18 protein-coding genes are annotated in these 24,978 nt (G+C 66.6%); 12 read left to right on the top strand and 6 right to left on the bottom strand.

What is annotated here, in order from left to right; genetic code table 11:
* Positions 1 to 11: 11 nt before the first annotated feature.
* Positions 12 to 1,715: a sensor histidine kinase gene (locus U5817_RS22675; RefSeq protein ID WP_407278897.1), complete on the bottom strand. Its 1,704-nt coding sequence runs from the start codon at positions 1,713 to 1,715 to the stop codon at positions 12 to 14.
* Positions 1,716 to 1,928: 213 nt separating this feature from the next.
* On the opposite strand from U5817_RS22675, the gene fumC reads away from it, so the two are divergent.
* Positions 1,929 to 3,329, top strand: coding sequence for a class II fumarate hydratase (gene fumC, locus U5817_RS22670; protein ID WP_407278896.1), 1,401 nt, complete (start codon positions 1,929 to 1,931; stop codon positions 3,327 to 3,329).
* A 147-nt stretch (positions 3,330 to 3,476) separates the two neighbouring features.
* Here the strand turns inward: fumC and U5817_RS22665 are convergent, their stop codons facing one another.
* Positions 3,477 to 4,148, bottom strand: a complete 672-nt coding sequence (locus tag U5817_RS22665) for a GntR family transcriptional regulator (protein WP_169126274.1) — start codon at positions 4,146 to 4,148, stop codon at positions 3,477 to 3,479.
* A gap of 339 nt (positions 4,149 to 4,487) precedes the next feature.
* On the opposite strand from U5817_RS22665, the gene scpA reads away from it, so the two are divergent.
* From scpA to U5817_RS22615, 10 genes are all read left to right on the top strand, one after another.
* The gene (scpA, locus tag U5817_RS22660; RefSeq protein WP_407278895.1) at positions 4,488 to 6,647 is read left to right on the top strand and encodes a methylmalonyl-CoA mutase; all 2,160 of its coding nucleotides are present in this window, start codon (positions 4,488 to 4,490) and stop codon (positions 6,645 to 6,647) included.
* 124 nt (positions 6,648 to 6,771) lie between these two features.
* Positions 6,772 to 7,788 (top strand): methylmalonyl Co-A mutase-associated GTPase MeaB, encoded by a 1,017-nt coding sequence (gene meaB / locus U5817_RS22655; RefSeq protein WP_407281123.1) that lies wholly within the window; start codon positions 6,772 to 6,774, stop codon positions 7,786 to 7,788.
* Between the two features lie 169 nt (positions 7,789 to 7,957).
* Positions 7,958 to 9,490 (top strand): acyl-CoA carboxylase subunit beta, encoded by a 1,533-nt coding sequence (locus U5817_RS22650; RefSeq protein WP_407278894.1) that lies wholly within the window; start codon positions 7,958 to 7,960, stop codon positions 9,488 to 9,490.
* 24 nt (positions 9,491 to 9,514) lie between these two features.
* Positions 9,515 to 11,506, top strand: a complete 1,992-nt coding sequence (gene accC, locus U5817_RS22645) for an acetyl-CoA carboxylase biotin carboxylase subunit (RefSeq protein WP_407278893.1) — start codon at positions 9,515 to 9,517, stop codon at positions 11,504 to 11,506.
* A gap of 307 nt (positions 11,507 to 11,813) precedes the next feature.
* The gene (locus tag U5817_RS22640; protein ID WP_407278892.1) at positions 11,814 to 12,533 is read left to right on the top strand and encodes a hypothetical protein; all 720 of its coding nucleotides are present in this window, start codon (positions 11,814 to 11,816) and stop codon (positions 12,531 to 12,533) included.
* A 333-nt stretch (positions 12,534 to 12,866) separates the two neighbouring features.
* Positions 12,867 to 13,673, top strand: a complete 807-nt coding sequence (locus U5817_RS22635) for a M48 family metalloprotease (protein WP_407278891.1) — start codon at positions 12,867 to 12,869, stop codon at positions 13,671 to 13,673.
* An 83-nt stretch (positions 13,674 to 13,756) separates the two neighbouring features.
* Positions 13,757 to 13,912 carry a hypothetical protein gene (locus tag U5817_RS22630; RefSeq protein WP_407278890.1) on the top strand — a complete coding sequence of 52 codons (156 nt, stop codon included), beginning with the start codon at positions 13,757 to 13,759 and terminating at the stop codon, positions 13,910 to 13,912.
* A gap of 28 nt (positions 13,913 to 13,940) precedes the next feature.
* Positions 13,941 to 14,396, top strand: a complete 456-nt coding sequence (locus U5817_RS22625; RefSeq protein WP_407278889.1) for a group II truncated hemoglobin — start codon at positions 13,941 to 13,943, stop codon at positions 14,394 to 14,396.
* Positions 14,397 to 14,455: 59 nt separating this feature from the next.
* Positions 14,456 to 15,616 (top strand): S1C family serine protease, encoded by a 1,161-nt coding sequence (locus U5817_RS22620; RefSeq protein ID WP_407278888.1) that lies wholly within the window; start codon positions 14,456 to 14,458, stop codon positions 15,614 to 15,616.
* A 99-nt stretch (positions 15,617 to 15,715) separates the two neighbouring features.
* Positions 15,716 to 16,582, top strand: coding sequence for a neutral zinc metallopeptidase (locus tag U5817_RS22615; protein ID WP_407278886.1), 867 nt, complete (start codon positions 15,716 to 15,718; stop codon positions 16,580 to 16,582).
* A 179-nt stretch (positions 16,583 to 16,761) separates the two neighbouring features.
* Here the strand turns inward: U5817_RS22615 and U5817_RS22610 are convergent, their stop codons facing one another.
* The 4 genes from U5817_RS22610 to U5817_RS22595 all read right to left on the bottom strand — a co-directional run bounded on the left by U5817_RS22610 (position 16,762) and on the right by U5817_RS22595 (position 21,516).
* Positions 16,762 to 17,238 (bottom strand): VOC family protein, encoded by a 477-nt coding sequence (locus U5817_RS22610; protein ID WP_407278885.1) that lies wholly within the window; start codon positions 17,236 to 17,238, stop codon positions 16,762 to 16,764.
* Between the two features lie 89 nt (positions 17,239 to 17,327).
* Positions 17,328 to 18,059, bottom strand: a complete 732-nt coding sequence (locus tag U5817_RS22605) for a response regulator transcription factor (RefSeq protein ID WP_169126263.1) — start codon at positions 18,057 to 18,059, stop codon at positions 17,328 to 17,330.
* Positions 18,056 to 20,164, bottom strand: coding sequence for a PAS-domain containing protein (locus tag U5817_RS22600; protein ID WP_407278884.1), 2,109 nt, complete (start codon positions 20,162 to 20,164; stop codon positions 18,056 to 18,058). The genes U5817_RS22605 and U5817_RS22600 overlap by 4 nt, the downstream gene beginning before the upstream one ends.
* Before the next feature lie 248 nt (positions 20,165 to 20,412).
* The gene (locus tag U5817_RS22595; RefSeq protein ID WP_407278883.1) at positions 20,413 to 21,516 is read right to left on the bottom strand and encodes an AraC family transcriptional regulator; all 1,104 of its coding nucleotides are present in this window, start codon (positions 21,514 to 21,516) and stop codon (positions 20,413 to 20,415) included.
* A gap of 150 nt (positions 21,517 to 21,666) precedes the next feature.
* On the opposite strand from U5817_RS22595, the gene icmF reads away from it, so the two are divergent.
* On the top strand, positions 21,667 to 24,945 hold the full coding sequence (gene icmF / locus U5817_RS22590; protein WP_407278882.1) for a fused isobutyryl-CoA mutase/GTPase IcmF: 3,279 nt from the start codon (positions 21,667 to 21,669) through the stop codon (positions 24,943 to 24,945).
* Positions 24,946 to 24,978: the final 33 nt, after the last annotated feature.

Raw genomic sequence — 24,978 nt, 5'->3', positions numbered from 1 at the left:
TCTGTCGCCGCTCAGGTTGATTTCGGAATCGAGATCATTAGAGCAGTGGTGCCGTCATGCAGTATGTCGACTACGACACATCCACTTACAGATTCCGCGCGTTCGACGACAGAACGCGGTACGAAGGGCTCGGGCGGCGAGTCGATGTCATGCGGGTTGCGGACTTCGACGACGTAGTCGTTGTCATCCGCACGGACGAGGATCTCCGCACGCTGGGCCGGGGTGTGGCGCCGGATGTTGGTGAGGGCCTCGCTGACCATCGGAAAGATGGCGGCGGCGAGCTTGCGCCGGATCGACAGGTTGCCTTCGCACTGCACCGTCACGTCTATGCCGAACAGCTCGGTGAAGCGCTTGGCTTGTCGCTGCAAGGCGGGGCAGAGGGCGTCGTCGCCACCCGCGGCGCCATTGCGCATGCCGCTCACGAGTTCGCGCAGGGTGTGGAGCTCGTCGAGGGCGACTTCCTGCAGGGCCAGGATGTCGGTTCGCAGCGGATTGTCGGTGTCGGCCTTGCGCGCGAGGGCTTCGATGCCGTACTTGAGGCCCAGATAGGGCTGGATCGCGTTGTCGTGCAGGTCGCGGCCGATGCGCGCGCGCTCGGTGGCCATGGCCTCGTCGGCGAGGCGCTCCAGCAGGCCCGCGTTCTCGAGCACGGGGGCGAGCTGGTCCATGATGCCGGCGAGGAGGTCGGCGTCGTGGGAGCGATAGCGGCGGTGTCCCGATTCCAGGACAAGGCGGCAGGGATGGGGGCCGCGGCGGCAGATGGGGATGGCGATCATCGAGTGCGCATCCAGTGCCTCGGCAAGATCCTGCACGGCCGTCCGCGCCGCGTTTGTAGGCGTCTTGCTCACCAGGTCGAAGCCGCTGGTGTAACGCAGTGGAAAGCGCCCGAGGACGTGGGCGTGGTGGTGCACGCTGACGACGTCGGCGGGCAGGCGCACCAGCGCGTCGACGAGGGCGCTGCGCAGTTCGCCGTCCAGTTCGGTGAAGCGGCCGTTGCGGTCGCAGCGAAACAGTCGCGCATCGCTGCCGGGGAGCCAGATCAGCAGCAGCCCGAGATCGGCCGAGAAGTGCCGCGAGACGGCGCGCAACAGGGTCTCGGCGACGCGCTTGATGCCGAGGCGCGGGTCGGCTGCGCCGAGCAGACGGTCGGCGACGGATATCTGCTCGTTCATCTGCACGCCGGCGCGCGCGAGGCCGGCAACTAGCGGCCCGAGGATCAGGATCGAAAGCGGCTGGAGGATGATTTCCGGGGAGAGCTTGCCGAGGTTGATGTCGCGGGCGAGGAGTTCGGCGCCCGCGCCCGCGGCGGCGAAGAGCGATATCACGAGGCCGGGGACGAAGCCGAAGCTCAGCGCGGCGAAGAGCACCGGGAACAGCAGCAGCAGGGTGTACAGGCTGCTCTGAGTGCCCGCCAGCCATGCGAACAGGAGGATCCAGATCGCGTCCACCCAGGACGTCAGCATGGAACGGATCGGGCGGTTGCCGTTCAGCTCGATCCAGCACAGCCAGCCGGCCCAGGCGGCGTAGCCGAGCACGGCGAGCATCATGGACGGGCGTGTTGCCGCAGAAAGGGAGACGGCCTCGGTGGCGGCGACGATGGCGACCAGCACGCGAATGTTCGCGAGTACACGCCGCAGCTCCGGGCTGTTGCCCGCGCGCGTGGTCGCCGGTGTTGCAGCTGCCGGCTTGCCGGTTTCGCCGTCCGTTCGCGGCATTGCGTCGTGCCTCCCTCGGGTGTCGCGCCTGGAGCGTCTTCTCGGAGCGAATGCTTCCGGATCCCGAGTGGGATGTTAGAGGCATGGAGGTTGCGCATAAAGTTACAAATTCACGGGACGCGGCGCTTGCGCCGGGCCGGGGAATCACGCGCGGGTGTAGGCGTCAAACTCCACGTGGCCGGGAGATGGCTGCGAGATGGCCGGGAGACGAGCATGGACGCGACGCGTACCGAAACCGATTCGATGGGGCCCGTCGAGGTGGCGGCGGACCGTTACTGGGGCGCTCAGACGGAGCGCTCTTTGGCGCACTTCCCCATCGGCACGGACCGCTTCCGCTGGGGGCGGGCGATGATCCGGGCGCTGGGCATCCTCAAGAAGGCCGCGGCGCAGGCCAATGCGGAGCTCGGCGAGTTGCCGCTGGAACTCGCGGGCCTGATCGCGGCGGCGGCGGACGAGGTCATCTCAGGCGAGCTGGACGGGCACTTTCCGCTGGTGGTGTTCCAGACCGGATCGGGCACGCAGTCCAACATGAACGCCAACGAGGTGATCGCGAATCGCGCGATCGAACTGGCGGGGGGCGAGGTCGGCTCGAAGCACCCGATCCATCCGAACGATCATGTCAATCGTGGGCAATCGTCCAACGACACGTTCCCGACCGCGATGCACATTGCGGTCGTCGGCGAGCTGCATGATCGCCTGTTTCCCGCCGTGCGGCGCCTGCGCAACACCCTGGCGGACAAGGCGAAGGGCTGCGAGGAGATCGTGAAGACCGGTCGCACGCATCTCCAGGACGCGACGCCGGTGACGCTGGGGCAGGAGATCGGCGCGTGGGTGGCACAGATCGATTTCGGCCTTGCCGCGGTGACGGCGAGCCTGCCGGGGCTGCACGAGCTGGCGATCGGGGGCACTGCGGTCGGCACCGGCCTCAATGCCCATCCGCGCTTCGGCGATTGCGCGGCGGCGCAGATCGCGCAGCTCACCGGTCAGCCGTTCCGTAGCGCGCCGGATCGCTTCTTCGCGCTGGCGGCGCATGACGCGTTGGTGCAGTGTTCAGCGGCGCTGCGCACGCTTGCGGGCGGCTTGATGAAGATGGCCAACGACGTGCGCTGGCTGGCGAGCGGACCGCGCTGCGGCATCGGCGAGCTGCTGATTCCGGAGAACGAGCCGGGTTCGTCGATCATGCCGGGCAAGGTGAACCCGACGCAGTGCGAGGCGCTGACGATGGTGTGCGTGCAGGTGTTCGGCAACGACGCCGCGGTCGCGTTTGCCGGCACGCAGGGCAATTTCCAGCTGAACGTGTACAAGCCGGTGATGGCGCACAACGTGCTGGAGAGCATCGCCCTGCTGGCCGATGCCTGCGACGCCTTCGAGGCGCACTGCGCGCGCGGCCTGAAGCCGAACCTGCCGCGCATCCGCGAAAACCTGGAGAAGAACCTGATGCTGGTGACGGCGCTCAACCGCCACATCGGCTACGACCGCGCCGCGGAGATCGCGAAGAAGGCGCACAGGGAGGGGCTGTCGCTGCGCGAAGCGGCGCTGGCGAGCGGGTACGTCCGGGAGGAGGACTTCGACCTGTGGGTGGATCCGGAGGCGATGACGCGGCCGGGGGAGTGAGGGCAGGGGAAGCCGCCTTCGTGGGAGCTGTTTTGGAATTTTGCTTTGTGGGAGCGGCTTCAGCCGCGAATTGGCCGCGCCGCTTGCCGTACCGCCGATTCGCGGCTGAAGCCGCTCCCACGGGGGAAGCATGATCCCCGCGGCCGCTCACGCCACCTTGTTGCGGGCCTTGGCGATGCGCACGAGGGCTGCGCGGCCGCTGCTGATGTGGGCGCGCATCAGTCGCTCCGCATCGTCCGCCCGGCGCTCGGTGAGCGCGGCGAGGAGCTCGCGGTGTTCGGCGAGCGACTGCTCGAGGCGGCCTTCGCCGAACAGCGAGTGATGGCGTGACAGCTTGATCACGCGGCGCAGGTCCTCTATGGCGTGCTGCAGCCAGCGGTTGTCGGCGATCTCCTGCAGCGCGAGGTGGAAGGCCTGGTTCGATTCGAAGAAACCGTTGATGTCGTCCGCCGCCGCCGCCTTTTCGAGTCCGGCGTGGATCTCGCGCAAGCGGCCCAGGTCCGCATCGGTCGCCTTCTGTGCCGTGGTCTGCGCGCACTGGCCTTCGAGCAGGGCCATCACGGCGAAGATCTCGTCGAGGTCGCGCTCGGAAATCTCGGTGACGTAGCACCCGCGGCGCGGCTTGAGCGTGACGAGCCCTTCGGAGGCGAGCACCTTCAGTGCCTCGCGCAGCGGCGTGCGCGAGATGCCGTAGTTGTCGGCGAGCGCCTGCTCGTCGATCCAGGTGCCGGGCGCCAGTTCGTGCGAGAAGATGAGCTGGCGCAGCCGCTCGGCGACTTCCTGGTACAGCGCGAGCGGGGCGATGCGGGTGGCGGTCATGGGTGCTGTTCGGTGTGCGAATTGTTGCGGGCCGGATTGTCGTCGAAATCCCGACTCACGGACAGTTGCATTCATAATTATGGATAAAGTATTATTTGTGCGACGGTACAAGTCAACTTCCCATGTGCGGCGTAGGATTGGGAGCTTGCGTTGGCGGACCCTTGGTCTGCTGCGCAACGAGAGGGAGAGGGAGCTACGCCGAATGCATGGGAGCGCCGGCGACCGCCTGCAGTCTTCGGACTGCGGGCGGTCTCGTCGTCGCCAGCAAGCCGTCAGACCAGCAGCACACAAAATCGCAACGCCGCTAGCCGCGGCCATTGGAATCGGAGAGGGTTTGTCATGCCGAACGACAAGATGCCGGCTTATCCCCAGTCGGACCTGGAAGCCTGGAACAAGGCTGCCGCGAAACATGCGCCGGGTGGCGACGTGGAGAAGCTCAACTGGGTGACGCCCGAAGGCATCGCGGTGAAGCCGCTGTATACGAAGGCCGATACCGCCGACCTGTCGCACACCGACACGCTGCCCGGCTTCGAGCCCTTCCTGCGCGGGCCGCAGCCGACGATGTACGCGGTCAAGCCGTGGACGATCCGCCAGTACGCCGGCTTCTCGACCGCCGAGGCGTCCAACGCCTTCTACCGCAAGGCGCTCGCCGCCGGCGGCCAGGGCGTGTCGGTCGCGTTCGACCTCGCGACCCACCGCGGCTACGACTCGGACAATCCCCGCGTCGTCGGTGACGTCGGCAAGGCCGGCGTGGCGATCGACTCGGTCGAGGACATGAAGATCCTCTTCAACGAGATTCCGCTCGACAAGGTGTCGGTGTCGATGACGATGAACGGCGCCGTGCTGCCCATCCTCGCCGGCTACATCGTAGCCGCCGAAGAGCAGGGCGTGAGCCAGGACAAGCTGTCCGGGACCATCCAGAACGACATCCTCAAGGAGTTCATGGTCCGCAACACCTATATCTACCCGCCGACGCCGTCGATGAAGATCATCGCCGACATCTTCGGGTACACGGCGCAGCACATGCCGAAGTTCAACTCGATCTCGATCTCCGGCTACCACATCCAGGAAGCAGGCGCGAACCAGGCGATCGAGCTCGCGTTCACGCTCGCCGACGGCATGGAGTACGTGCGCACCGGCATCAACAGCGGCATGGACGTCGACACCTTCGCCGGCCGCCTGTCCTTCTTCTGGGCAGTCGGGATGAACTTCTACCTCGAGATCGCCAAGATGCGCGCGGCGCGTCTCTTGTGGTGGCGGATCATGAAGCAGTTCAACCCGAAGAGCGCCAAGTCGATGATGCTGCGCACGCACTCGCAGACCTCGGGCTGGTCGCTCACCGAGCAGGATCCGTACAACAACGTCGTGCGCACGACGATCGAGGCGATGGCGGCCGTGTTCGGCGGCACGCAGTCGCTGCACACCAACGCGCTCGACGAGGCGATCGCGCTGCCGACCGAGTTCTCGGCCCGCATCGCGCGCAACACCCAGATCATCATCCAGGAAGAGACGCACATCTGTAACGTCGTCGATCCGTGGGCCGGCTCCTACATGATGGAGAAGCTCACCCAGGACATGGCCGACAAGGCGTGGAGCCTTATCGAGGAGATCGAGGCCATGGGTGGCATGACCAAGGCGGTCGAGTCCGGCTGGGCCAAGATGAAGGTCGAGGAGTGCGCTGCCGACAAGCAGGCGCGCATCGACTCGGGCAAGGATGTCATCGTCGGCGTGAACAAGTACAAGCTGGCGAAGGAAGACCCGATCGAGATCCTCGACATCGACAACCACGCCGTGCGCGAGGCGCAGGTTGCGCGCCTGACGAAGATCCGCGCGACGCGCGACAACGCCGCCGTGCAGGCCGCGCTCGACGCGCTGACGAAGTGTGCCGAGACCGGCGACGGCAACCTGCTCGACCTATCGGTGAAGGCGGTGCGCCTGCGCGCGACCGTCGGCGAGATCTCGGACGCGCTGGAGAAGGTCTTCGGCCGCTACCGTGCCAACCCGCAAGCCGTGTCCGGCGTGTATGGAGCCGTCGTGGAAAACGATGCCGACTGGAAGGAACTGAAGGCCGAGATCGAAGCCTTCGTCGCGGAAGAGGGGCGCCGTCCGCGCATCATGATTGCCAAGCTCGGTCAGGACGGCCACGACCGCGGCGCGAAGGTCGTCGCCTCGGCCTTCGCCGACCTCGGCTTCGACATCGACATCGGCCCGCTCTTCCAGACGCCGGAAGAGGCGGCGCGCCACGCGGTCGAGAACGACGTGCACGCCGTCGGTTGCTCGAGCCTTGCCGCGGGGCACAAGACGCTGGTGCCGCAGGTCGTGAACGAGCTGAAGCGGCTCGGTGCGGACGACATCGTCGTGTTCGTCGGCGGGGTGATTCCGGCGCAGGACTACGATGCGCTGTATGCTGCCGGGGCAAAAGGCATCTTCGGGCCGGGCACACCCATTCCGGCGGCCGCGCGCGAAGTGCTGAAGCAGATCCGCGCGGCGAAGGCCTGATTTCCGTAGGGCGGGAGGAGCGCAGCGCATCCCGCCACGCGGCGCCTGAATCAGCCCCACCGTTGGAATGGCGGGATACGCTTCGTTCCTCCCGCCCTACGTGAACCGCCTCGTTGACGCCTCGATGCCGATGAACAAACCCGAACATCTGCCCGTGCTCGACGCCGCCGACCAGGTGCTGGTCGACGGCGTGGTCGCCCGCCAGCTGCGCCCGCTCGCGAAGACGATCACGCTGATCGAGTCGCAGCGCGAGGACCACAAGGCACGCTCGCGGCACGTGCTCGAGGCGCTGCTGCCGCACACGGGCGGTGCGATGCGCGTGGGCATCTCGGGCGTGCCGGGCGTCGGCAAGTCGACCTTCATCGAGGCGCTGGGCCTGTACCTCATCGAGCAGGGCCTGCGCGTTGCGGTGCTGGCGGTGGATCCGTCCTCGTCGCTCACCGGCGGCTCCATCCTCGGCGACAAGACGCGCATGGAGCTGCTGAGCCAGAACCCGGCCGCCTTCATCCGCCCGAGCCCGTCCGCGGGCAGCCTCGGCGGCGTCGCCGAGAAGACGCGCGAGACGATGCTGGTGTGCGAGGCCGCGGGCTTCGACGTCATCATCATCGAGACGGTCGGCGTCGGGCAGAGCGAGACCGCGGTCGCCGGCATGAGCGACATCTTCTGCCTGCTGCAGCTGCCCAACGCGGGTGACGACCTGCAGGCGATCAAGAAAGGCATCATGGAGATCGCCGATCTCATCGTCATCAACAAGGCCGACATCGACGCCGGTGCGGCGATGCGTGCGAAGTCGCAGATGAAGACGGCGCTGCACATGCTGCGGCCGGCGAGCCCGAACTGGACGGTGCCGGTGCTGACGCTCTCGGCGCTGCAGAAGCAGGGCATCGCCGATTTCTGGACGGCGGTGACGGATTACCGCAAGGCGATGCAGGCCTCGGGCGAGTTCGAGGCCAAGCGGCGCCATCAGGCGCTGGCGTGGATGTGGGATTTGATCGATGCAGGGCTGCGCAGTCATTTCCGCGGGCACGCGCAGGTGAAGCACGAATTGCCCGGGCTCGCGCGCGCGGTGGAGGAGGGCACGACGACGCCTTCGGCCGCCGCGATGCGATTGCTCGGATATGTGGAGAAGGACGCGGACTAGAACGTAGGGCGGGAGGAGCGAAGCGTATCCCGCCACTCGGCGGGTGAAGGCGGGATACGCTTCGCTCCTCCCGCCCTACATGAGCAATCGAGGCCGCTCGAAAAGAATTGAAGTTGAACGCCCGGTCGGCAACAGGTCGGGACAGCAGAACAAGTCAAGGAGGTCATCAATGCAAGAGATCATTCGTCAGCTCGACGAAAAGCGCGCCAAGGCGCGCCTCGGCGGCGGGCAGAAGCGCATCGACGCGCAGCATTCCAAGGGCAAGCTCACCGCGCGCGAGCGCATCGAGCTGCTGCTCGACGAAGGCAGCTTCGAAGAATGGGACATGTTCAAGGAGCACCGCTGCACCGAGTTCGGCATGGAAGCGGACCACACTCCGGGCGATGGCGTGGTGATCGGCTACGGCACCGTCAACGGCCGCCTCGTGTTCGTGTTCTCGCAGGACTTCACGGTGTTCGGCGGCTCGCTGTCCGAGACCCACGCGGAGAAGATCTGCAAGGTCATGGACCACGCGATGAAGGTCGGCGCGCCGGTGATCGGCCTCAACGACTCGGGCGGCGCGCGCATCCAGGAAGGCGTGGATTCGCTCGGCGGCTACGCCGACGTGTTCCAGCGCAACGTGCTCGCCTCGGGCGTCGTGCCGCAGATCTCTCTGATCATGGGCCCCTGCGCCGGTGGCGCGGTGTACAGCCCGGCGATGACCGACTTCATCTTCATGGTGAAGGATTCCTCCTACATGTTCGTGACCGGTCCGGAAGTCGTGAAGACCGTGACCCACGAGGAAGTGACCGCCGAGGAACTGGGCGGCGCGGTGACGCACAACACCAAGTCGGGTGTCGCCGACCTCGCGTTCGAGAACGACGTCGAGGCGCTGATGATGACGCGCCGCCTGATCGGCTTCATCCCGTCGAGCAACCGCGAGAAGGCCCCCACCGTGCCGGCAGTCGACGCCGCCGAGCGCCTGGACTTCTCGCTCGACACGCTGGTGCCGACGAACCCGAACCAGCCTTACGACATGAAGGAAGTCATCACCAAGATGGTCGATGACGGCGACTTCTTCGAGCTGCAGCCGGACTACGCCAAGAACATCATCATCGGCTTCGCGCGCATGGAAGGCGCCCCGGTCGGCATCGTCGCGAACCAGCCGCTCGTGCTGGCGGGCTGCCTGGACATCAAGAGCTCGATCAAGGCCGCGCGTTTCGTGCGCTTCTGCGATGCGTTCAACATTCCGGTGGTGACGCTCGTCGACGTCCCGGGCTTCATGCCGGGCACCACGCAGGAATACGGCGGCATCATCAAGCACGGCGCCAAGCTGCTCTACGCCTACGCCGAGTGCACGGTGCCGAAGGTCACGATCATCACGCGCAAGGCCTACGGCGGCGCGTACGACGTCATGTCGTCCAAGCACCTGCGCGGCGACGTGAACTTCGCCTGGCCGTCGGCCGAGATCGCGGTGATGGGTCCGAAGGGCGCGGTGGAGATCATCTTCCGCGGCGAGAAGGACGACCCGGCCAAGCTCGCGCAGCGCGAGGCCGAGTACAAGGCCCGTTTCGCCAACCCGTTCGTGGCGGGCGCGCGCGGCTTCATCGACGACGTGATCATGCCGCACGAGACGCGCAAGCGCGTGTGCCGCTCGCTGTCGATGCTGAAGAACAAGGAACTCGAGAATCCGTGGCGCAAGCACGGCAACATCCCTCTGTAATCGCCGCGAGAGGTTCATAAAGACATGTTCAAGAAGATCCTGATTGCAAACCGCGGCGAAATCGCCTGCCGCGTGATCAAGACCGCCCGCAAGATGGGCATCGCCACCGTCGCCGTGCATTCCGAGGCCGACAAGGACGCGCTCTTCGTCGAGCTCGCCGACGAGGCCGTGTGCATCGGGCCGGCGCCGTCGAAAGAGTCCTACCTCGTCATGGACAAGATCATCGCCGCCTGCAAGCAGACCGGCGCCGAGGCGGTCCATCCGGGTTACGGCTTCCTGTCCGAGAACGCGGAGTTCTCGCGCCGCCTGGAAGAGGAAGGCATCAAGTTCATCGGGCCGAAGCACTACTCGGTCGCGAAGATGGGCGACAAGATCGAGTCGAAGAAGCTCGCGATCGAAGCCGGCGTGAACACCATCCCCGGCTACAACGACGCGATCGCCGGCCCGGCGGAAGCCGTCGAGATCGCAAAGAAGATCGGCTACCCCGTCATGATCAAGGCCTCCGCCGGCGGCGGCGGCAAGGGCCTGCGCGTCGCGTTCAACGACCAGGAAGCCTTCGAAGGTTTCTCGTCCTGCGTGAATGAAGCGAAAGCCTCGTTCGGCGACGACCGCGTGTTCATCGAGAAGTACGTCCTCGAGCCGCGCCACATCGAGATCCAGGTGCTGGGCGACTCGCACGGCAACTACGTGTACCTGAACGAGCGCGACTGCTCGATCCAGCGCCGCCACCAGAAGGTCATCGAGGAGGCGCCGAGCCCCTTCGTCGATCCCGATATGCGCAAGGCGATGGGCGAACAGGCGGTGGCGCTGGCACGTGCGGTGAACTACGAGTCGGCCGGCACGGTCGAGTTCGTGGTCAGCGGCGCGACCAAGGAGTTCTACTTCCTGGAGATGAACACCCGCCTGCAGGTGGAGCACCCGGTCACCGAACTCATCACCGGCTTGGACCTCGTCGAGCAGATGATCCGCGTCGCCAACGGCGAGAAGCTGCCGATCACCCAGGCCGACGTGAAGATCAACGGCTGGTCGATGGAATGCCGCATCAACGCGGAAGATCCGTTCCGCGGCTTCCTGCCTTCCACCGGCCGCCTCGTGAAGTTCCAGGCGCCCGAGGAGGTCGACGGCCAGGTGCGCGTCGATACCGGCGTATATGAAGGCGGCGAGATCTCGATGTACTACGACTCGATGATCGCCAAGCTGATCGTGCACGGCGCGAACCGCGAGCAGGCCATCGAGCGCATGCGCGACGCGCTCAACGCCTTCGTGATCCGTGGCATCAGCTCGAACATCCCCTTCCAGGCCGCGCTGCTGCAGCATCCGCGCTTCTGCTCGGGTAACTTCAATACCGGCTTCATCGCCGAGGAGTACCCGCAGGGCTTCGACGCGTCGATGGTGCCGCACGACGATCCCGCGCTGCTCGCCGCGGTCGCGACCTTCGCGCGCCTGCGCTACATCGGCCGTGCCGTGCAGATCGACGGCCAGCTCGCCGGCCACGGTCGCAAGGTGGGTCAGCGTTGGGTCGTGGTGATGGGCGGCAAGCAGTACCACATGGCGGTGACGGCGTCGGGTGAAGGCTTCGACATCACCCACGCCGACAAGACCTACCGCATCGCCTCCGACTGGACCTTCGGCGACCTGCTGTTCCAGGGCACCGTGAACGGCTCCCCGATCTGCCTGCAGATCGAGCGTCGCGGCCTGCGCTATCGCATCTCGCACTTTGGCCTGCAGGTCGAGCCGATCGTGATGACCGAGCGCGCCGCCGAGCTGCTGGCGATGATGCCGGAGAAGCTGCCGCCGGACATGTCGAAGTTCCTGCTGTCGCCGATGCCGGGCCTGCTGCGTGACGTCTGCGTCGCCGAAGGCCAGGAAGTGAAGGCCGGCGAGAAGCTCGCGATCATCGAGGCGATGAAGATGGAGAACGTGCTCAAGGCCGAGCAGGACGGCACGGTGAAGAAGATCGTCGCGAAGCCGGGTGCGAGCCTGTCGGTCGACGAGGTCATCATCGAGTTCGAGTGATCGGGACGGCTGCCGCCGCATCCGCGGCGGCGCCATGAGCAGTATCCGAAAAGCCTGCGCAAGCAGGCTTTTCTGTCTGGGTCTGCAGAACCGCAGCTCCGCGCAGACGGCCGTTCCCCGGCGGGCCCTCGCCACCGGGGGCATCCCCGCCGGCGTCAAGATCCGGTACATATGCACTGCCTACCGTCCGGTTCCCTGTCGTTTGCCCTCCGGGCGTGCTACAGACTTAAAGGTAAGTGTCGATTGCATCGTCCGAATCGAGGGGGGAATCATGGCGCAATGCGTGCGAAATGTTTTGGCTGCTGGCGTGAGCAGCCTGGCCCTTGCCGTGACGGCGGGGTTCCCCGTGCCTGCCACGGCCGACGAGGGTGGTTCCCGCAGCCAGGTCTGGGACATTGCGCGCGGCGGCCAGCTCTACGATAACTGGGCCAAGGTGCTCGGCAAGGAGTTGCCGAAGGAGACGCACCCCGCGTATCCGAGCACCGGCAAGCAGAAGAGCGGCGCGACCTGGCGCTGCAAGGAATGCCACGGCTGGGATTACAAGGGCGCCGACGGCGCCTACTCGAAGGGTTCGCACCAGACCGGAATCAAGGGGCTGCGAGCCATGGTCGGCGTCGATCCCAAGGCGATCGTGAAGATCCTCACCGACGACACCCACCGTTACACCGAGGACATGATCGGTCGGGGTGAGATGGAAAAACTGGCGCTCTTCGTCAGCCTGGGGCAAATCGACATGGACCTGCATATCGATCGCGCCACGCGCAAGTCGCGCGGCGAAGCCGGTCGCGGGGCGCCGTATTACCAGACGATCTGCGCGGTATGTCACGGCTTCGACGGCAAGACCCTGAATTTCCGGACGCCCGAGGACCCTGAGTACGTCGGCACGATCGCCCGCGAAAACCCGTGGGAATTCATGCACAAGGCGCGTTTCGGCCAACCGGGAATCCCGATGATCTCGCTGATCACGCAGCCCGATACGATGATCGCCGACCTACTGGCCCTGTCGCAGACCTTGCCTGAGAAGTAGGCCGGCGAAATTGGCGGCGCCGGCGGAATCATCGCCGTGTCGGCACGTGGCGAGGCCGTTGCGCGCTGGAACACGCCCACTACATCGCGGAGATGGGCGAAGGCGGCCTTTGACGGGGCAGTCGAATACCCTCCCGCTCGCCCTTCGGATTCGCTTCGGGCAGGCTCGTCGCTGCGCACGGCAGGCCTGGCCCGAACGGTATTTCATCGCGGGGTTTTGGCAGCTGGCTCCGGATCGCGCGTCGTGCGGATTTCCATTTCCCGCGCGGCGCCCCCGGCTGACGTTCTTTGTGTATGCTGTCGGAATGTATTGGCGCATGGTTTGCCCGTCCGCATGATGAACGTCGCTGCACTTGGCCGTAAGTGTTCGCTGGCCTTGCTGGTGGCATTGGCGGGCGGTTGTGCGATGCAGCCGCCGGCGGACCATCCGCCCGCAGAGAACGCGCCCCCGCGGAGCAAGGTACCGCGACACAACGGCCACGCGGCGGCGTGGCCGCTGGCGGAACTCGCCTCCGCCGAAGGCCGACGGGTCGGCGTGCAGGGACAGGGCGTTGTGCGTTGGTTCGACGCGCAGGCCTTGCGCGCGGCCTGGGCGGCGGCGCGACGCGTGGGGGCGGCCACGCCGGGTGCGCGTCCGCAGTTCCTGCTGGTCGACGACCCCAACGCCAACGCCTTCGCAATGCGCTCAGGCAAGGACGGCGTGATCGGTATCCACTCCGGTATGGTCGAGCTGCTCGGCGCGGACGAGGCGGCATGGGCGGCGCTGATCGGACACGAACTCGCGCATCTGAATCTGCGCCACTCGGAGCAGCGCCTGTCACGCCGCAACGAGACCGGCGGCCTGGTGGCGATCGCGAGTGTGCTCCTCACCGCGGTCGGCTTTCCCCTGACTCCGATTTTCGCCGAACTCGCGTCCAATATGGCGGAGAATGGGTACAGCCGCGACGATGAGCGCGCCGCCGACGAGGCCGGCATCGCCTACATGCTGCGCGCGGGCTACGACCCCGCGGGGGCGGTGCGCTTCTTCGAGAAGCTCTCCACCAGCGGGCAGGCGGAGCGATTCGCCTTCCTCGGTACCCATCCGGACAGCGCCGAACGCATCGCGGCGGCACGCGCCCTTGCGGAGCGCGAGCCCGACTGAAATCATCCGCAACGCCTCCAGGGCCGGAGCCGGCCCGCTGGCGCGCTATGATTGCGCCTTATTCCTTGACCTGCGGAGGTTACATGAAGCGGTTTCTTGCCCTGATTGCGCTGGCGTCGCTCCTCGGCGCATGTGCCGTCTACACGCCGGCCGGTTCGGTCGTGGTCGACCCGGGTAGCCCCCGAGGTTCAGGTGGCGGTTTCTGCCCGCCGGGACAGGCGAAGAAGGGCAATTGCTGAGTCCGGGGCGCGATGGCCCAGCCGTTCAATGCCGGCGCCGTTCGGCCATCCCAAGTCGTTCGCTGAGGTGTTTCCGATGTTGCCGCAATCTCCGAAAGTCGCCGTCAACGCCAATCCGCACTACGAGAAGTTGGGCGGAGGGCCCGCCGTGCGGCGGCTGGTCGATCGCTTCTACGAATTGATGGACGAATTGCCGGAAGCGGCGGCGATCCGGGCGATGCACCCTCAGGATCTCGGCCACTCGAAGGAAAAGCTCTTCATGTTCCTGTCGGGCTGGCTGGGCGGCCCACCCCTGTATGCGGAACGCCACGGCCCGCCGCGACTGGGCCGCGCCCATGCCCGCTTCGGCGTTGATAGCGCCGCGCGCGACGCGTGGATGCTCTGCATGAAGCGAGCGCTCGAGGAGCAGGTCGCCGATGCGGACCTGCGTGCTCAACTCGTCGCCGCGTTCGCAAAGGTGGCCGAGTCGATCGCTCGCCACTGAAGGGCACTGACGGCGGCGATCCTGGCGGGTTTCCGCTCTTTTCCTGCTTCGATGTAATTATGAGACCCGATTCCCGAAACCCCCACTCCGCGCCCGTGCGAGACCGTTTCCTGCAGCGTCTGCTCCTCGTGACCCTCGCCGTGGCGGCGCTGATGGTGTTGTGGCGTCAGCAGCCGGTCATCGAGGACTGGTTCAGCCCGAAGCAGGCGGCCGAGCGCACGGTGACGCCGCGCGGCGACCTGGCTGCTGACGAGAAATCGACCATCGAACTGTTTGAGCATGCGCGCGATTCGGTGGTTTTCATCACCACGGCCCAACTGGTGCGCGATGCGTGGACGCGCAATGTGATGCAGGTGCCGCGCGGCTCCGGCTCGGGCTTCATCTGGGATGACGCCGGTCACGTCGTGACGAACTTTCACGTGATCCGGGAAGCCTCGCAGGCGACCGTGAAGCTCGCCGACGGGCGCGACTACCAGGCGGCCTTGGTCGGGGTGAGTCCGGCACACGATATTGCGGTGCTGAGGATAGGCGTGGGCTTCAAGCGCCCGCCGCCGGTGCCGGTCGGGACGAGCGGGGACCTCAAGGTAGGGCAGAAGGTATTCGCGATCGGCAACCCCTTCGGGCTGGACTGGACGCTCACGACCGGCATCGTATCCGCGCTCGATCGCTCGCTGCCGGGAGAGGACGGCGGAACGACGATCGAGCACCTGATCCAGACCGATGCTGCAATCAACCCCGGTAATTCGGGCGGCCCGCTGCTGGACTCGAACGGGAGGCTGATCGGCATCAATACCGCGATCTACAGCCCCTCGGGAGCTTCTGCGGGCATCGGTTTCGCCGTACCGGTCGATACCGTGATGCGCGTCGTGCCGCAACTCATCAAGAACGGCATGTACGTCCGCCCGGTGCTGGGCATCCAGATCGACGAGGATGTGAATGCGCGCCTGCTCGAAGAGCTCGAGGTCGAAGGCGTCGTGGTGCTGCGCGTGATGCCCGGTTCGGCGGCTGACAAGGCCGGGCTGCGTGGCATCCGGCAGGAGCGCGACGGCAGTTTCTATCCGGGCGACATCATCGTGTCGCTGGACGGGCGGCCGGTCGACTCGGTCGCGAAGCTCACCGCGCGCCTCGACGATCACCGTGTGGGGGACACCGTGAAGCTCGGTGTGCTGCGCGAGGGCAAGGAGACGAGCCTGTCGGTGACGCTGCAGCCGGGCAATTGAGGCGCGCCGTTCACTGCCGGTTACGCACCGCTGGCGGAGGGCGGGATGCGCTGGTCCATAATGTGAATCTCACGGTTCATTGAAGGACGGGGAGCGCACATGCTGTTTCGCAACGGCCGCGAGAGCGACAACGTCGAGGACCGCCGCAGCGAAGGCGGCGGGGGCGGCTTCGGCGGTGGCCGCAGCATCGGTGTCGGCACGCTGGTGATCGCGCTGGTGGCGATGTATTTCGGCATCGACCCGCGCGTGATCCTCGACACCGCGAGCGTCAGCCAGTCGCCGCCGCCCGCCGCCCGCCCCGCGGCGCCGCGCTCGCCCGCCGAGGACGAGTTGGCGCGTTTCGCCTCCATGGTGCTGGCGGACACCGAGGACACCTGGGGGGCCATCTTCAGCGCGGGCGGGGGGCAGTACCGGGAGCCGCGCATGGTGCTGTACACCGGCGCGACGCGCAGCGCCTGCGGTGTGGGGCAGGCGGCGATGGGGCCGTTCTATTGCCCGGCGGACCAGAAGGTGTATCTCGACCTGTCCTTCTTCAACGAGCTGAAGGACCGTTTCCGCGCACCCGGCGACTTCGCTCAGGCCTACGTGATCGCGCACGAGGTCGGGCATCACGTGCAGAACCTGCTGGGGATCTCGGACAAGGTTCAGCGGGCGCGCGAGCGCGTGTCGGAGCGCCAGGGCAATCAGCTGTCGGTGCGCCTCGAGCTGCAGGCCGACTGCCTTGCCGGCGTGTGGGCGCATCACGCCGACCGCAGTCGGCAGGTGCTCGAAGCGGGCGACGTCGAGGAAGCGCTCGGCGCCGCGACCGCGATCGGCGACGACCAGTTGCAGCGCCAGTCGCAGGGGCGGGTGATGCCCGACAGCTTCACGCACGGCAGCTCCGCGCAGCGCGTGCGCTGGTTCCGCATCGGGCTGGAGAAGGGCTCGCTGAAGGCGTGCGACACCTTCAATACGGCGAGGCTCTAGTCAGGGGCTCGCCGGAGACGGCGATCAGGGAGCGGCTCGGCGGGAGGCGCCCCGTGGAGCGGCTTCAGCCGCGAATGGCCCGCGCCACTGCGACACTGCCGATTCGCGGCTGAAGCCGCTCCCACGACGAAATCGGCGGCCGCGGCGATCGGCGTCGCGTGCCGCCTGCAGATGTCGAATCAGCCGGCCAGCTTCGCAAACGCCTCGACGACCTCGGCCGGGGCCTGCACCAGCTCGACCAGCACGCCTTCGCCGCCGATCGGGAATTCGTCGTTGCCCTTCGGGTGCAGGAAGGTGATGTCGTAGCCCGCCGCGCCGCGGCGGATGCCGCCGGGGGCGAAGCGCACGCCGTTGGTGGAGAGCCACTCGACCGCCTTCGGCAGGTCGTCCACCCACAGGCCGACGTGGTTCAGCGGCGTCGCATGCACGGCCGGCTTCTTCTCCGGGTCCAGCGGCTGCATCAGGTCAACCTCGACCTTGAACGGGCCCTTGCCCATCGCGCAGATGTCCTCGTCGACGTTCTCGCGCTCGCTGACGAAGTTGCCGGTCACTTCCAGGCCGAGCATGTCGACCCACAGGGTCTTGAGCTTGTCCTTGCTCGGGCCGCCTATGGCGATCTGCTGGATGCCGAGGATCTTGAACGGGCGCTGCGTCATGGAAATCTCCGCCGGTAAATTTGGATTAAGAATCCATAATTATGAATTCTTTGTCCCGGTCCGTCGAGAGGCCAGACGCGTGAGGTCGCTCACTCCCAGCCGACCTGTGCGGCGAAGAGATAGCCCGCGCCATACACCGTCTTGATCATCTTTGGGCTGTGCGGGTCGTCGCCGAGCTTGCGGCGCAGGCGCGAGATGCGCACGTCGATGCTGCGGTCGAAGGGATCGACGTCGCGCTCGCCGAGCAACTGCTCGCGGCTGAGGATCTTGTTCGGGCGGCGCACCAGGGTCAGGAGCAGCGCGGCTTCGGCCGAGGATAGGCTGGTCTCGCTGCCGTCCGCGTGCACCAGCGAATGGCGTCCGGTGTCGAAACGCCAGTCGCCGAAGCGCGCGACGGTGCGCTCGGCGGGCGCCTCGCCGCCAGCCTCGGGGGCGGCCGAGCGCGTGTAGCGGCGCAGGATGGAGCGCACGCGGGCGACCAGCTCGCGCGGCTCGAAGGGCTTGACGATGTAGTCGTCGGCGCCGAGCTCCAAGCCCAGCACGCGGTCGGTGACGTCGTTGCGGCCGGTGAGGATCAGCACGGCGCAGGGGCTGCCGTCCTGCAGTTCGCGCACGACCTGCATGCCGTCCATGTCGGGCAGGCCGAGGTCGACGATCACCAGGTCGGGGGAGGTCTGCTGCGCGCGGGCGAGCAGCTCGCGTCCGGTGCGCAGGTGTTCGCTGCGGAAGCCGTAGCCGGACAACGCGCTGCAGATGATGCGGGCGATGTCCGGTTCGTCCTCCAGCACGAGGATCAGCGGCGAGCTTTCTTGTCCGGTCATCGGTCGGGGGCTTCCTCTCTCTGGATGGCAGGGGTGGCGTTGTGTTCGAGCAGTTCGTCGAGGGCGGCGGCGAGCGCGGCCTGGTCGAAGGGTTTGCGCAGCACGGGCACGTCGAGTTCGGCGGTGCCGGCGAGGGCATTGTCGCTGGCGTAACCGGTAATCATGAGGATGGGCATGTCGGGACGCAAGGCGCGCGTGCGGGTGACCAGCTCGCGCCCGCCGATGCCGCCCGGCATGATGGTGTCGGTGACGAGGATCGCGATGTCGGATACCGCTTCGAGGAGCAGCCAGGCTTCGACGCCATCGCCCGCTTCGATCACGGTGTGGCCCAGCGCGGTGAGCTGCAGGCGGATGATGCGCCGCACTTCCGGTTCGTCCTCGACCAGCAGGACAGGGCCGGACACGCTGCGGGCCGCACGCACGGCCGGTGCGGAAACGTTCGCGTCGGCGCTTGCGGGGGCTTCCGCGCGCGGCAGCACGAAGGTCACCGTGGTGCCCTTGCCGGGGGTGCTGCGGATGCGGATGTTGCCGCCGGACTGGCGCACGAAGCCGTACACCATCGCCAGACCCAGCCCGCTGCCGCGCCCGAAGGGCTTGGTGGTGAAGAAGGGTTCGAAGAGGCGAGGCAGCAGTTCCGGGTCGATACCGCTGCCGGTGTCGGTGATGTCGATCTGCACGTAGTCGCCTGCCGGCAGCTCGGCCAGTGCCGCCAGCCCTTCGTCGATGTGGCGCTCGCTGATCGCGATCGTCAGGTCGCCGCCGTCGGGCATCGCGTCGCGCGCGTTGAGCGCGAGGTTCAGCAGCGCGTTCTCGAGCTGATGGGCGTCGACGAAGGCGAACAGCGGTGCGTCCGGCAGGCTCGCGTGCAGTCGTACGTTCTCGGTCAGCGAGCGAGCAAGCAGCTGCGCCATGTCCTGCACCAGGGCGCCGACCTCTACGGCGCGCGGCTCCAGCGCCTGGCCGCGCGAGAAGGTCAGCAGGCGCTTGATGAGCTCCGCGCCCCGTCGCGCGGCGTGCAGCGCGGGGTCGAGGTGCTCGCTCAGGCGGGCGCCGGGCGCCTGCGCCTGCAGCGCCGCCAGATTGCCGATGATGATGGTCAGCAGGTTGTTGAAGTCGTGCGCGAGGCCACCGGTGAGCTGCCCGACGGCCTCCATCTTCTGCGCCTGGATCAGCGCGGCTTGGCTCGCCTTCTGCTCGGTGATGTCGGTCGACAGCACGAAATAGCCTTGCACCTCGCCCTGTGCGGACATCTCCGGCACGATCACGCTGCGCGCATGCACCGTGCGGCCATTGGCGAGCCTGCGCGCGTATTCGTAGCTCACGCGCTCGCCGCGGTCCACGACCGCGAGACGTTGCCGGACGATGGGATAGAGCTCGGGGCCGAATACGCTCTCGATCGAGCGCCCGACGATCTCTTCCTTGCCCAGTCCGAACCACTCCGCATAGCCGCGGTTCGCGAACCGGTACACCTCGTCGCGGCCGACGTAGGCGATCAGTGCTGGGATCGAGTCGATGATGGTCTTGAGCTTCTCCTCGCTGTGGCGCAGAGCGCCGGCGATTTCGTCGATCTCGGCGTTGGCGCGCGCGAGGCAGGCGTTGGCGTCTTCCAGTTCCTGCGTGCGCGCCTTGACGCGGGCTTCGAGCTCGAGATTCTGCTGGTGGATGACCTCCTCGGCGCGGCGTTGCTCGGTGATGTCGGTCCACAGCGAGACGAAGCCGAGGTTCGGGATCGGCACGCCGCGGATCGCGAGGATCTTGCCGTTGGGGCGCTTGCGTTCGGCGTAGTGGGGGAGGAAGGCGCGGGCCGCTGCCATGCGTTCCGACACCAGTTTTTCCAGTTCGCCGTCGCCGTACTCGCCACGTTCGGCATTGAAGCGCACGAATTCCTCAAAGGGCGTGCCGACGCGGACCATGCTCTCGGGGAAGTCGAGCAGGCGCAGCATCGCCTTGTTCCAGGTGACGAGCTTCGGGGTCGCATCGAATACCGCAATGGCCTGGTCGAGCAGGTCGAGGCCGGCAAGCAGCAGGTCGTAGCGCCGCAGTTCGTGCCCGGACATGCGCGACGGCGGCTTGGGCGACTCGGATGAGGGGGCGTTGCGTAGCATCGGGCGGGCGGCTCCAGCAGAGGCGGCACCATTTTAGGAGCCTGTCGGACTTAAAGGAAATCGGCTGCAAATCCGCCTGGGCAGTCCATATTTCGCCGCTTTTTTGATCAATAGAATAACTATTGACCTGCCAAATCGACAAAATCCGTCCTCGCTCAGCCGAATTTTGCTTCGATTCTTCAAGTCCGACAGGCTCCTCGAGCAGGTTGTTCGCGCGGGACGGGGGCGCAGGGCAGAAAGCGCTGTGCTCATCCGTCCTGCGAGGTCCGGCGGCCGCCCGGCTGATGGTGCAACTGCCGGCGGAAGCGTTCCGGCGACACCCCCGTCCAGGCGACGCAGGCGCGGTAGAAGGCGGACGTGTCGGCATACCCCAGCTCGGCGGCGATCGTCGCGACCGGCTGCTGCGTCTTGGTCAGCCGCGACAGTGCGATGTCGCGGCGCAGCGCGTCCTTGATCGAGCGGAAGCTCGCGCCTTCGTCCTCAAGGCGGCGGTGCAGCGTGCGCGGCGAAAGATGCAGGCGCGCGGCGACGTCCTCCAGCGCGAGGTTCGCCGGCAGCGCATCGCGCAGCAGGTCGCGCACGCGCAGCACCATGTCCCGGTCGCGCCGGTACAGCATCGTGATCTTGCCCGGCGCGCCGTCGAGGAAGGCCTTCAGCGCCGCCTCGTCGCGCCGCACCGGCAGGTCGAGCAGGTTGTCGCGCAGGCGGGCGACCAGCGTACCGGCATCGAAGAATGAGTGCTCCGTATAGACCAGCGCGTAGTCGTCGGCGTGTGCTGGCCGTGGGTAGGGAAAATGTACCGAGTCGAGTGCGAGCCCGCGGCCGACGAGCCAGCACGCCACCGCGTGGATCAGGCGCAGCAGCCACTCGAAGGCGAATACGCGCGCCGGATCGCCGCGCCAGTCCGCGAGGCGGCGCGTCTCGGAGATGCGCAGCTCGGCGCGCTCGTCGTCCGGATCCTCGGCGCGGCGTACGCTCACGGCGAGGTCGGGGAGCACGATGCGCAGGAAGCGCGCCGCGCGGTCGAGCGCCTCGCCCAGCGTCGCCGCGCCGAGCATGCCGCGGCACAGGAACTCGAAGCTGCCGCTGCGCATCGGCTGCGCGAACAGCGCGAAGCCCTCGTCGTCGAGTGCGCGTGTAAGGTCGTTGTAGAGCCGTGCATAACGGTCGATCGGCACGCGCGTGGCAGGGTCTGCAAGGTCGATGCCCGCCGCGGCGAGAAAGGGCGCCGGGTCGCGCCCGCGCCCCTGCATTCCCGCGAGCATCCCGGTCACGAAACCCATGGCGACCGTGGCTCGTTTGGGGCGCAGCGGCGCGGCATCGACGCCGGGGGGCGGCAGGCTTGCGGGCATGCGGAAGCGTCCTGACAGGCGGAAGGCGATTGGCGGATTTTGCACGATTGTCGTCGGCACGCACAATGGCAAATGCCTCCTCTGCCTTCTAAGATTAAGCCCACAAACAGGACCGAGCGCCGCCCGGGCGCCAACCAGAGGGAAGAAGGCATGACCAATCTCAGCGAAGCCAAGAAGCTCGTCGCCTACAAGCCGCAGCACAAGGTGCGTTTCGTCACCGCCGCGGCGCTGTTCGACGGCCACGACGCATCGATCAACATCATGCGGCGGATTCTGCAATCGACCGGCTCCGAGGTCATCCACCTGGGTCACAACCGCTCGGTCGGCGAGATCGTCAATGCGGCGCTGCAGGAAGACGTGCAGGGCATCGCGATCACCAGCTACCAGGGCGGCCATGTCGAGTTCTTCAAGTACATGATCGACCTGCTGAAGGCCAATGGCGGCGAGAACATCAAGGTGTTCGGCGGCGGCGGTGGCGTGATCGTCCCGTCCGAGATCAAGGAACTGCACGACTACGGCGTCACGCGCATCTACTCGCCCGAAGACGGCGCGATGATGGGCCTGCAGGGCATGATCAACGACCTCGTCGCGAAGTCGGACCAGGATCTGACCGGCGCGGCGCCGAAGTCCGCCGAGGAAGTCTTGCGTCAGCTCACCGGCGGCGAGCGCAAGGCGCAGCTGCGCAGCCTGTCGCGCATCATCACCGCGCTCGAGAACGGCGCCTATGGTGAGGACGTGAAGAAGGCGTTGATCGAGGCCGCCGCCAAGGTCAAGACCCCAACCCTGGGCATCACCGGCACCGGCGGCGCCGGCAAGAGCTCGCTCACCGACGAGCTGGTGCGCCGCTTCCGCCTCGACCAGAACGACAAGCTGCGTATCGGCATCGTGTCGATCGACCCCTCGCGCAAGCGCACCGGCGGCGCGCTGCTGGGCGACCGCATCCGCATGAACGCGATCGAGCACGAGAACATCTACATGCGCTCGTTGGCGACGCGCGACACCGGCTCCGAGATCTCGGCTGCACTCCCTGAAGTCATCGCCGCCGCGAAGCTCGCCGGCTTCGACCTGATCATCGTCGAGACCTCCGGCATCGGCCAGGGCAACGCCGCGATCGTTCCCTTCGTCGATCTGTCGCTCTACGTGATGACGCCCGAGTTCGGTGCCGCGAGCCAGCTCGAGAAGATCGACATGCTCGACTTCGCCGACTTCGTCGCGATCAACAAGTTCGACCGCAAGGGCGCCGAGGATGCGCTGCGCGACGTGCGCAAGCAGTACCAGCGCAACCGCGAGCTGTTCTCCACGCCGACCGACGACATGCCGGTGTTCGGCACCATGGCCGCGCGCTTCAACGACGACGGCATCACCGCGCTGTACCAGGCGATCTTCCCGCGCCTGGTCGAGAAGGGCCTCAAGGCCAAGCCCGGCGCGCTGCCCAAGGTCACCACCAAGGCTTCGTCGCGCGGCCGCGCGATCGTCCCGGCCGAGCGCGTGCGCTACCTCGCCGAGATCGCCGATACGGTGCGCGACTACCACAAGCACATCGAGCAGCAGGCCCGCGTCGCGCGCGAGCGCCAGTCGCTGAAGATCGCCAAGTCCCTGTTCGAGCAGTGCGGCAAGGACTCGGGCAACTTCGCCGAGATGATCGACTGGAAGGACGGCGAACTCACGCCGGCCGCGAAAAAGCTGCTCGACATGTGGCCGCGCACGAAGGAGCTGTACGCCGCCGACGAGTACGTCGTGAAGATCCGCGACAAGGAGATCCGCACCAAGCTGACTTCGGATTCGCTGTCGGGCACCAAGATCCGCAAGGTCTCGCTGCCGAACTTCGAGGATGACGGCGAATCGCTCAAGTTCCTGATGAAGGAGAACGTCCCCGGCTCCTTCCCCTACACCGCCGGCGTGTTCGCGTTCAAGCGCGAGGGCGAGGACCCGACCCGCATGTTCGCGGGCGAAGGCGACGCCTTCCGCACCAACCGCCGCTTCAAGCGCGTGTCCGAAGGCATGCCCGCGCACCGCCTGTCGACCGCCTTCGACTCGGTGACCCTGTACGGCTGCGATCCCGACCTGCGTCCGGACATCTACGGCAAGATCGGCAACTCCGGCGTGTCGATCGCGACGCTCGACGACATGAAGGTGCTGTACGACGGCTTTGACCTGTGCGCGCCGACGACCTCGGTGTCTATGACGATCAACGGCCCGGCGCCGATCATCCTCGCGTGCTTCTTCAACACCGCGATGGACCAGCAGGTCGCGAAGTTCAAGGCCGACAACGGCCGCGAGCCGACCGAGACCGAGTACCAGAAGATCAAGGAATGGACGCTGTCCTCGGTGCGCGGCACCGTGCAGGCCGACATCCTGAAGGAAGACCAGGGCCAGAACACCTGCATCTTCTCGACCGAGTTCGCGCTGAAGATGATGGGCGACATCCAGGAGTACTTCGTCCATCACAAGGTGCAGAACTTCTACTCGGTGTCGATCTCCGGCTACCACATCGCCGAGGCCGGCGCGAACCCGATCTCGCAGCTCGCCTTCACCTTGTCGAACGGCTTCACCTACGTCGAGTCGTACCTGGCGCGCGGCATGCACATCGACGACTTCGCGCCCAACCTGTCCTTCTTCTTCAGCAACGGCATGGATCCCGAGTATTCGGTGATCGGCCGCGTCGCGCGCCGCATCTGGGCCGTCGCGATGAAGAACAAGTACGGCGCGAACGAGCGTTCACAAAAGCTGAAATATCACGTGCAGACCTCGGGCCGTTCGCTGCACGCGCAGGAGATGGACTTCAACGACATCCGCACGACGCTGCAGGCGCTGATCGCGATCTACGACAACTGCAACTCGCTGCACACCAACGCCTACGACGAGGCGATCACGACGCCGACCGAGGAGTCGGTGCGCCGCGCGATGGCGATCCAGCTGATCATCAACCGCGAATGGGGCCTCGCGAAGAACGAGAACCCGAACCAGGGCGCCTTCATCATCGACGAGCTCACCGACCTCGTCGAGGAAGCGGTGCTCAAGGAGTTCGAGGCCATCGCCTCGCGCGGCGGCGTGCTCGGCGCAATGGAAACCGGCTACCAGCGCGGCAAGATCCAGGAGGAGTCGCTGTACTACGAGCACAAGAAGCACGACGGCTCGTACCCGATCATCGGCGTGAATACCTTCCTCAACCCGAAGGGCCAGGCGCAGCAGGAAATCGAGCTCGCGCGCTCGACCGAGGAAGAGAAGCAGAGCCAGCTGAAGCGCCTCGCGGACTTCCATGCCCGCAACAAGGCCGAGGCGTCGAAGTGGCAGGCCAAGCTGCGCCAGACCGTGATCGAGAACGGCAACGTGTTCGAGGTGCTGGTGGATGCCGTGCGCTACTGCTCGCTCGGGCAGATCACCAGCGCGCTGTACGAGGTCGGCGGGCAGTACCGCCGCAGCATGTAAGTCGCAGAAAACCTGTGCAATCGATCGGAAAAC

The sequence above is a fragment of the Aromatoleum evansii genome (assembly GCF_045689615.1).
Taxonomy (GTDB): Bacteria; Pseudomonadota; Gammaproteobacteria; order Burkholderiales; family Rhodocyclaceae; genus Aromatoleum; species Aromatoleum evansii.
Note: the sequence above shows the minus strand (reverse complement) of the source record. Positions and strands in the feature narration are given on the sequence as shown.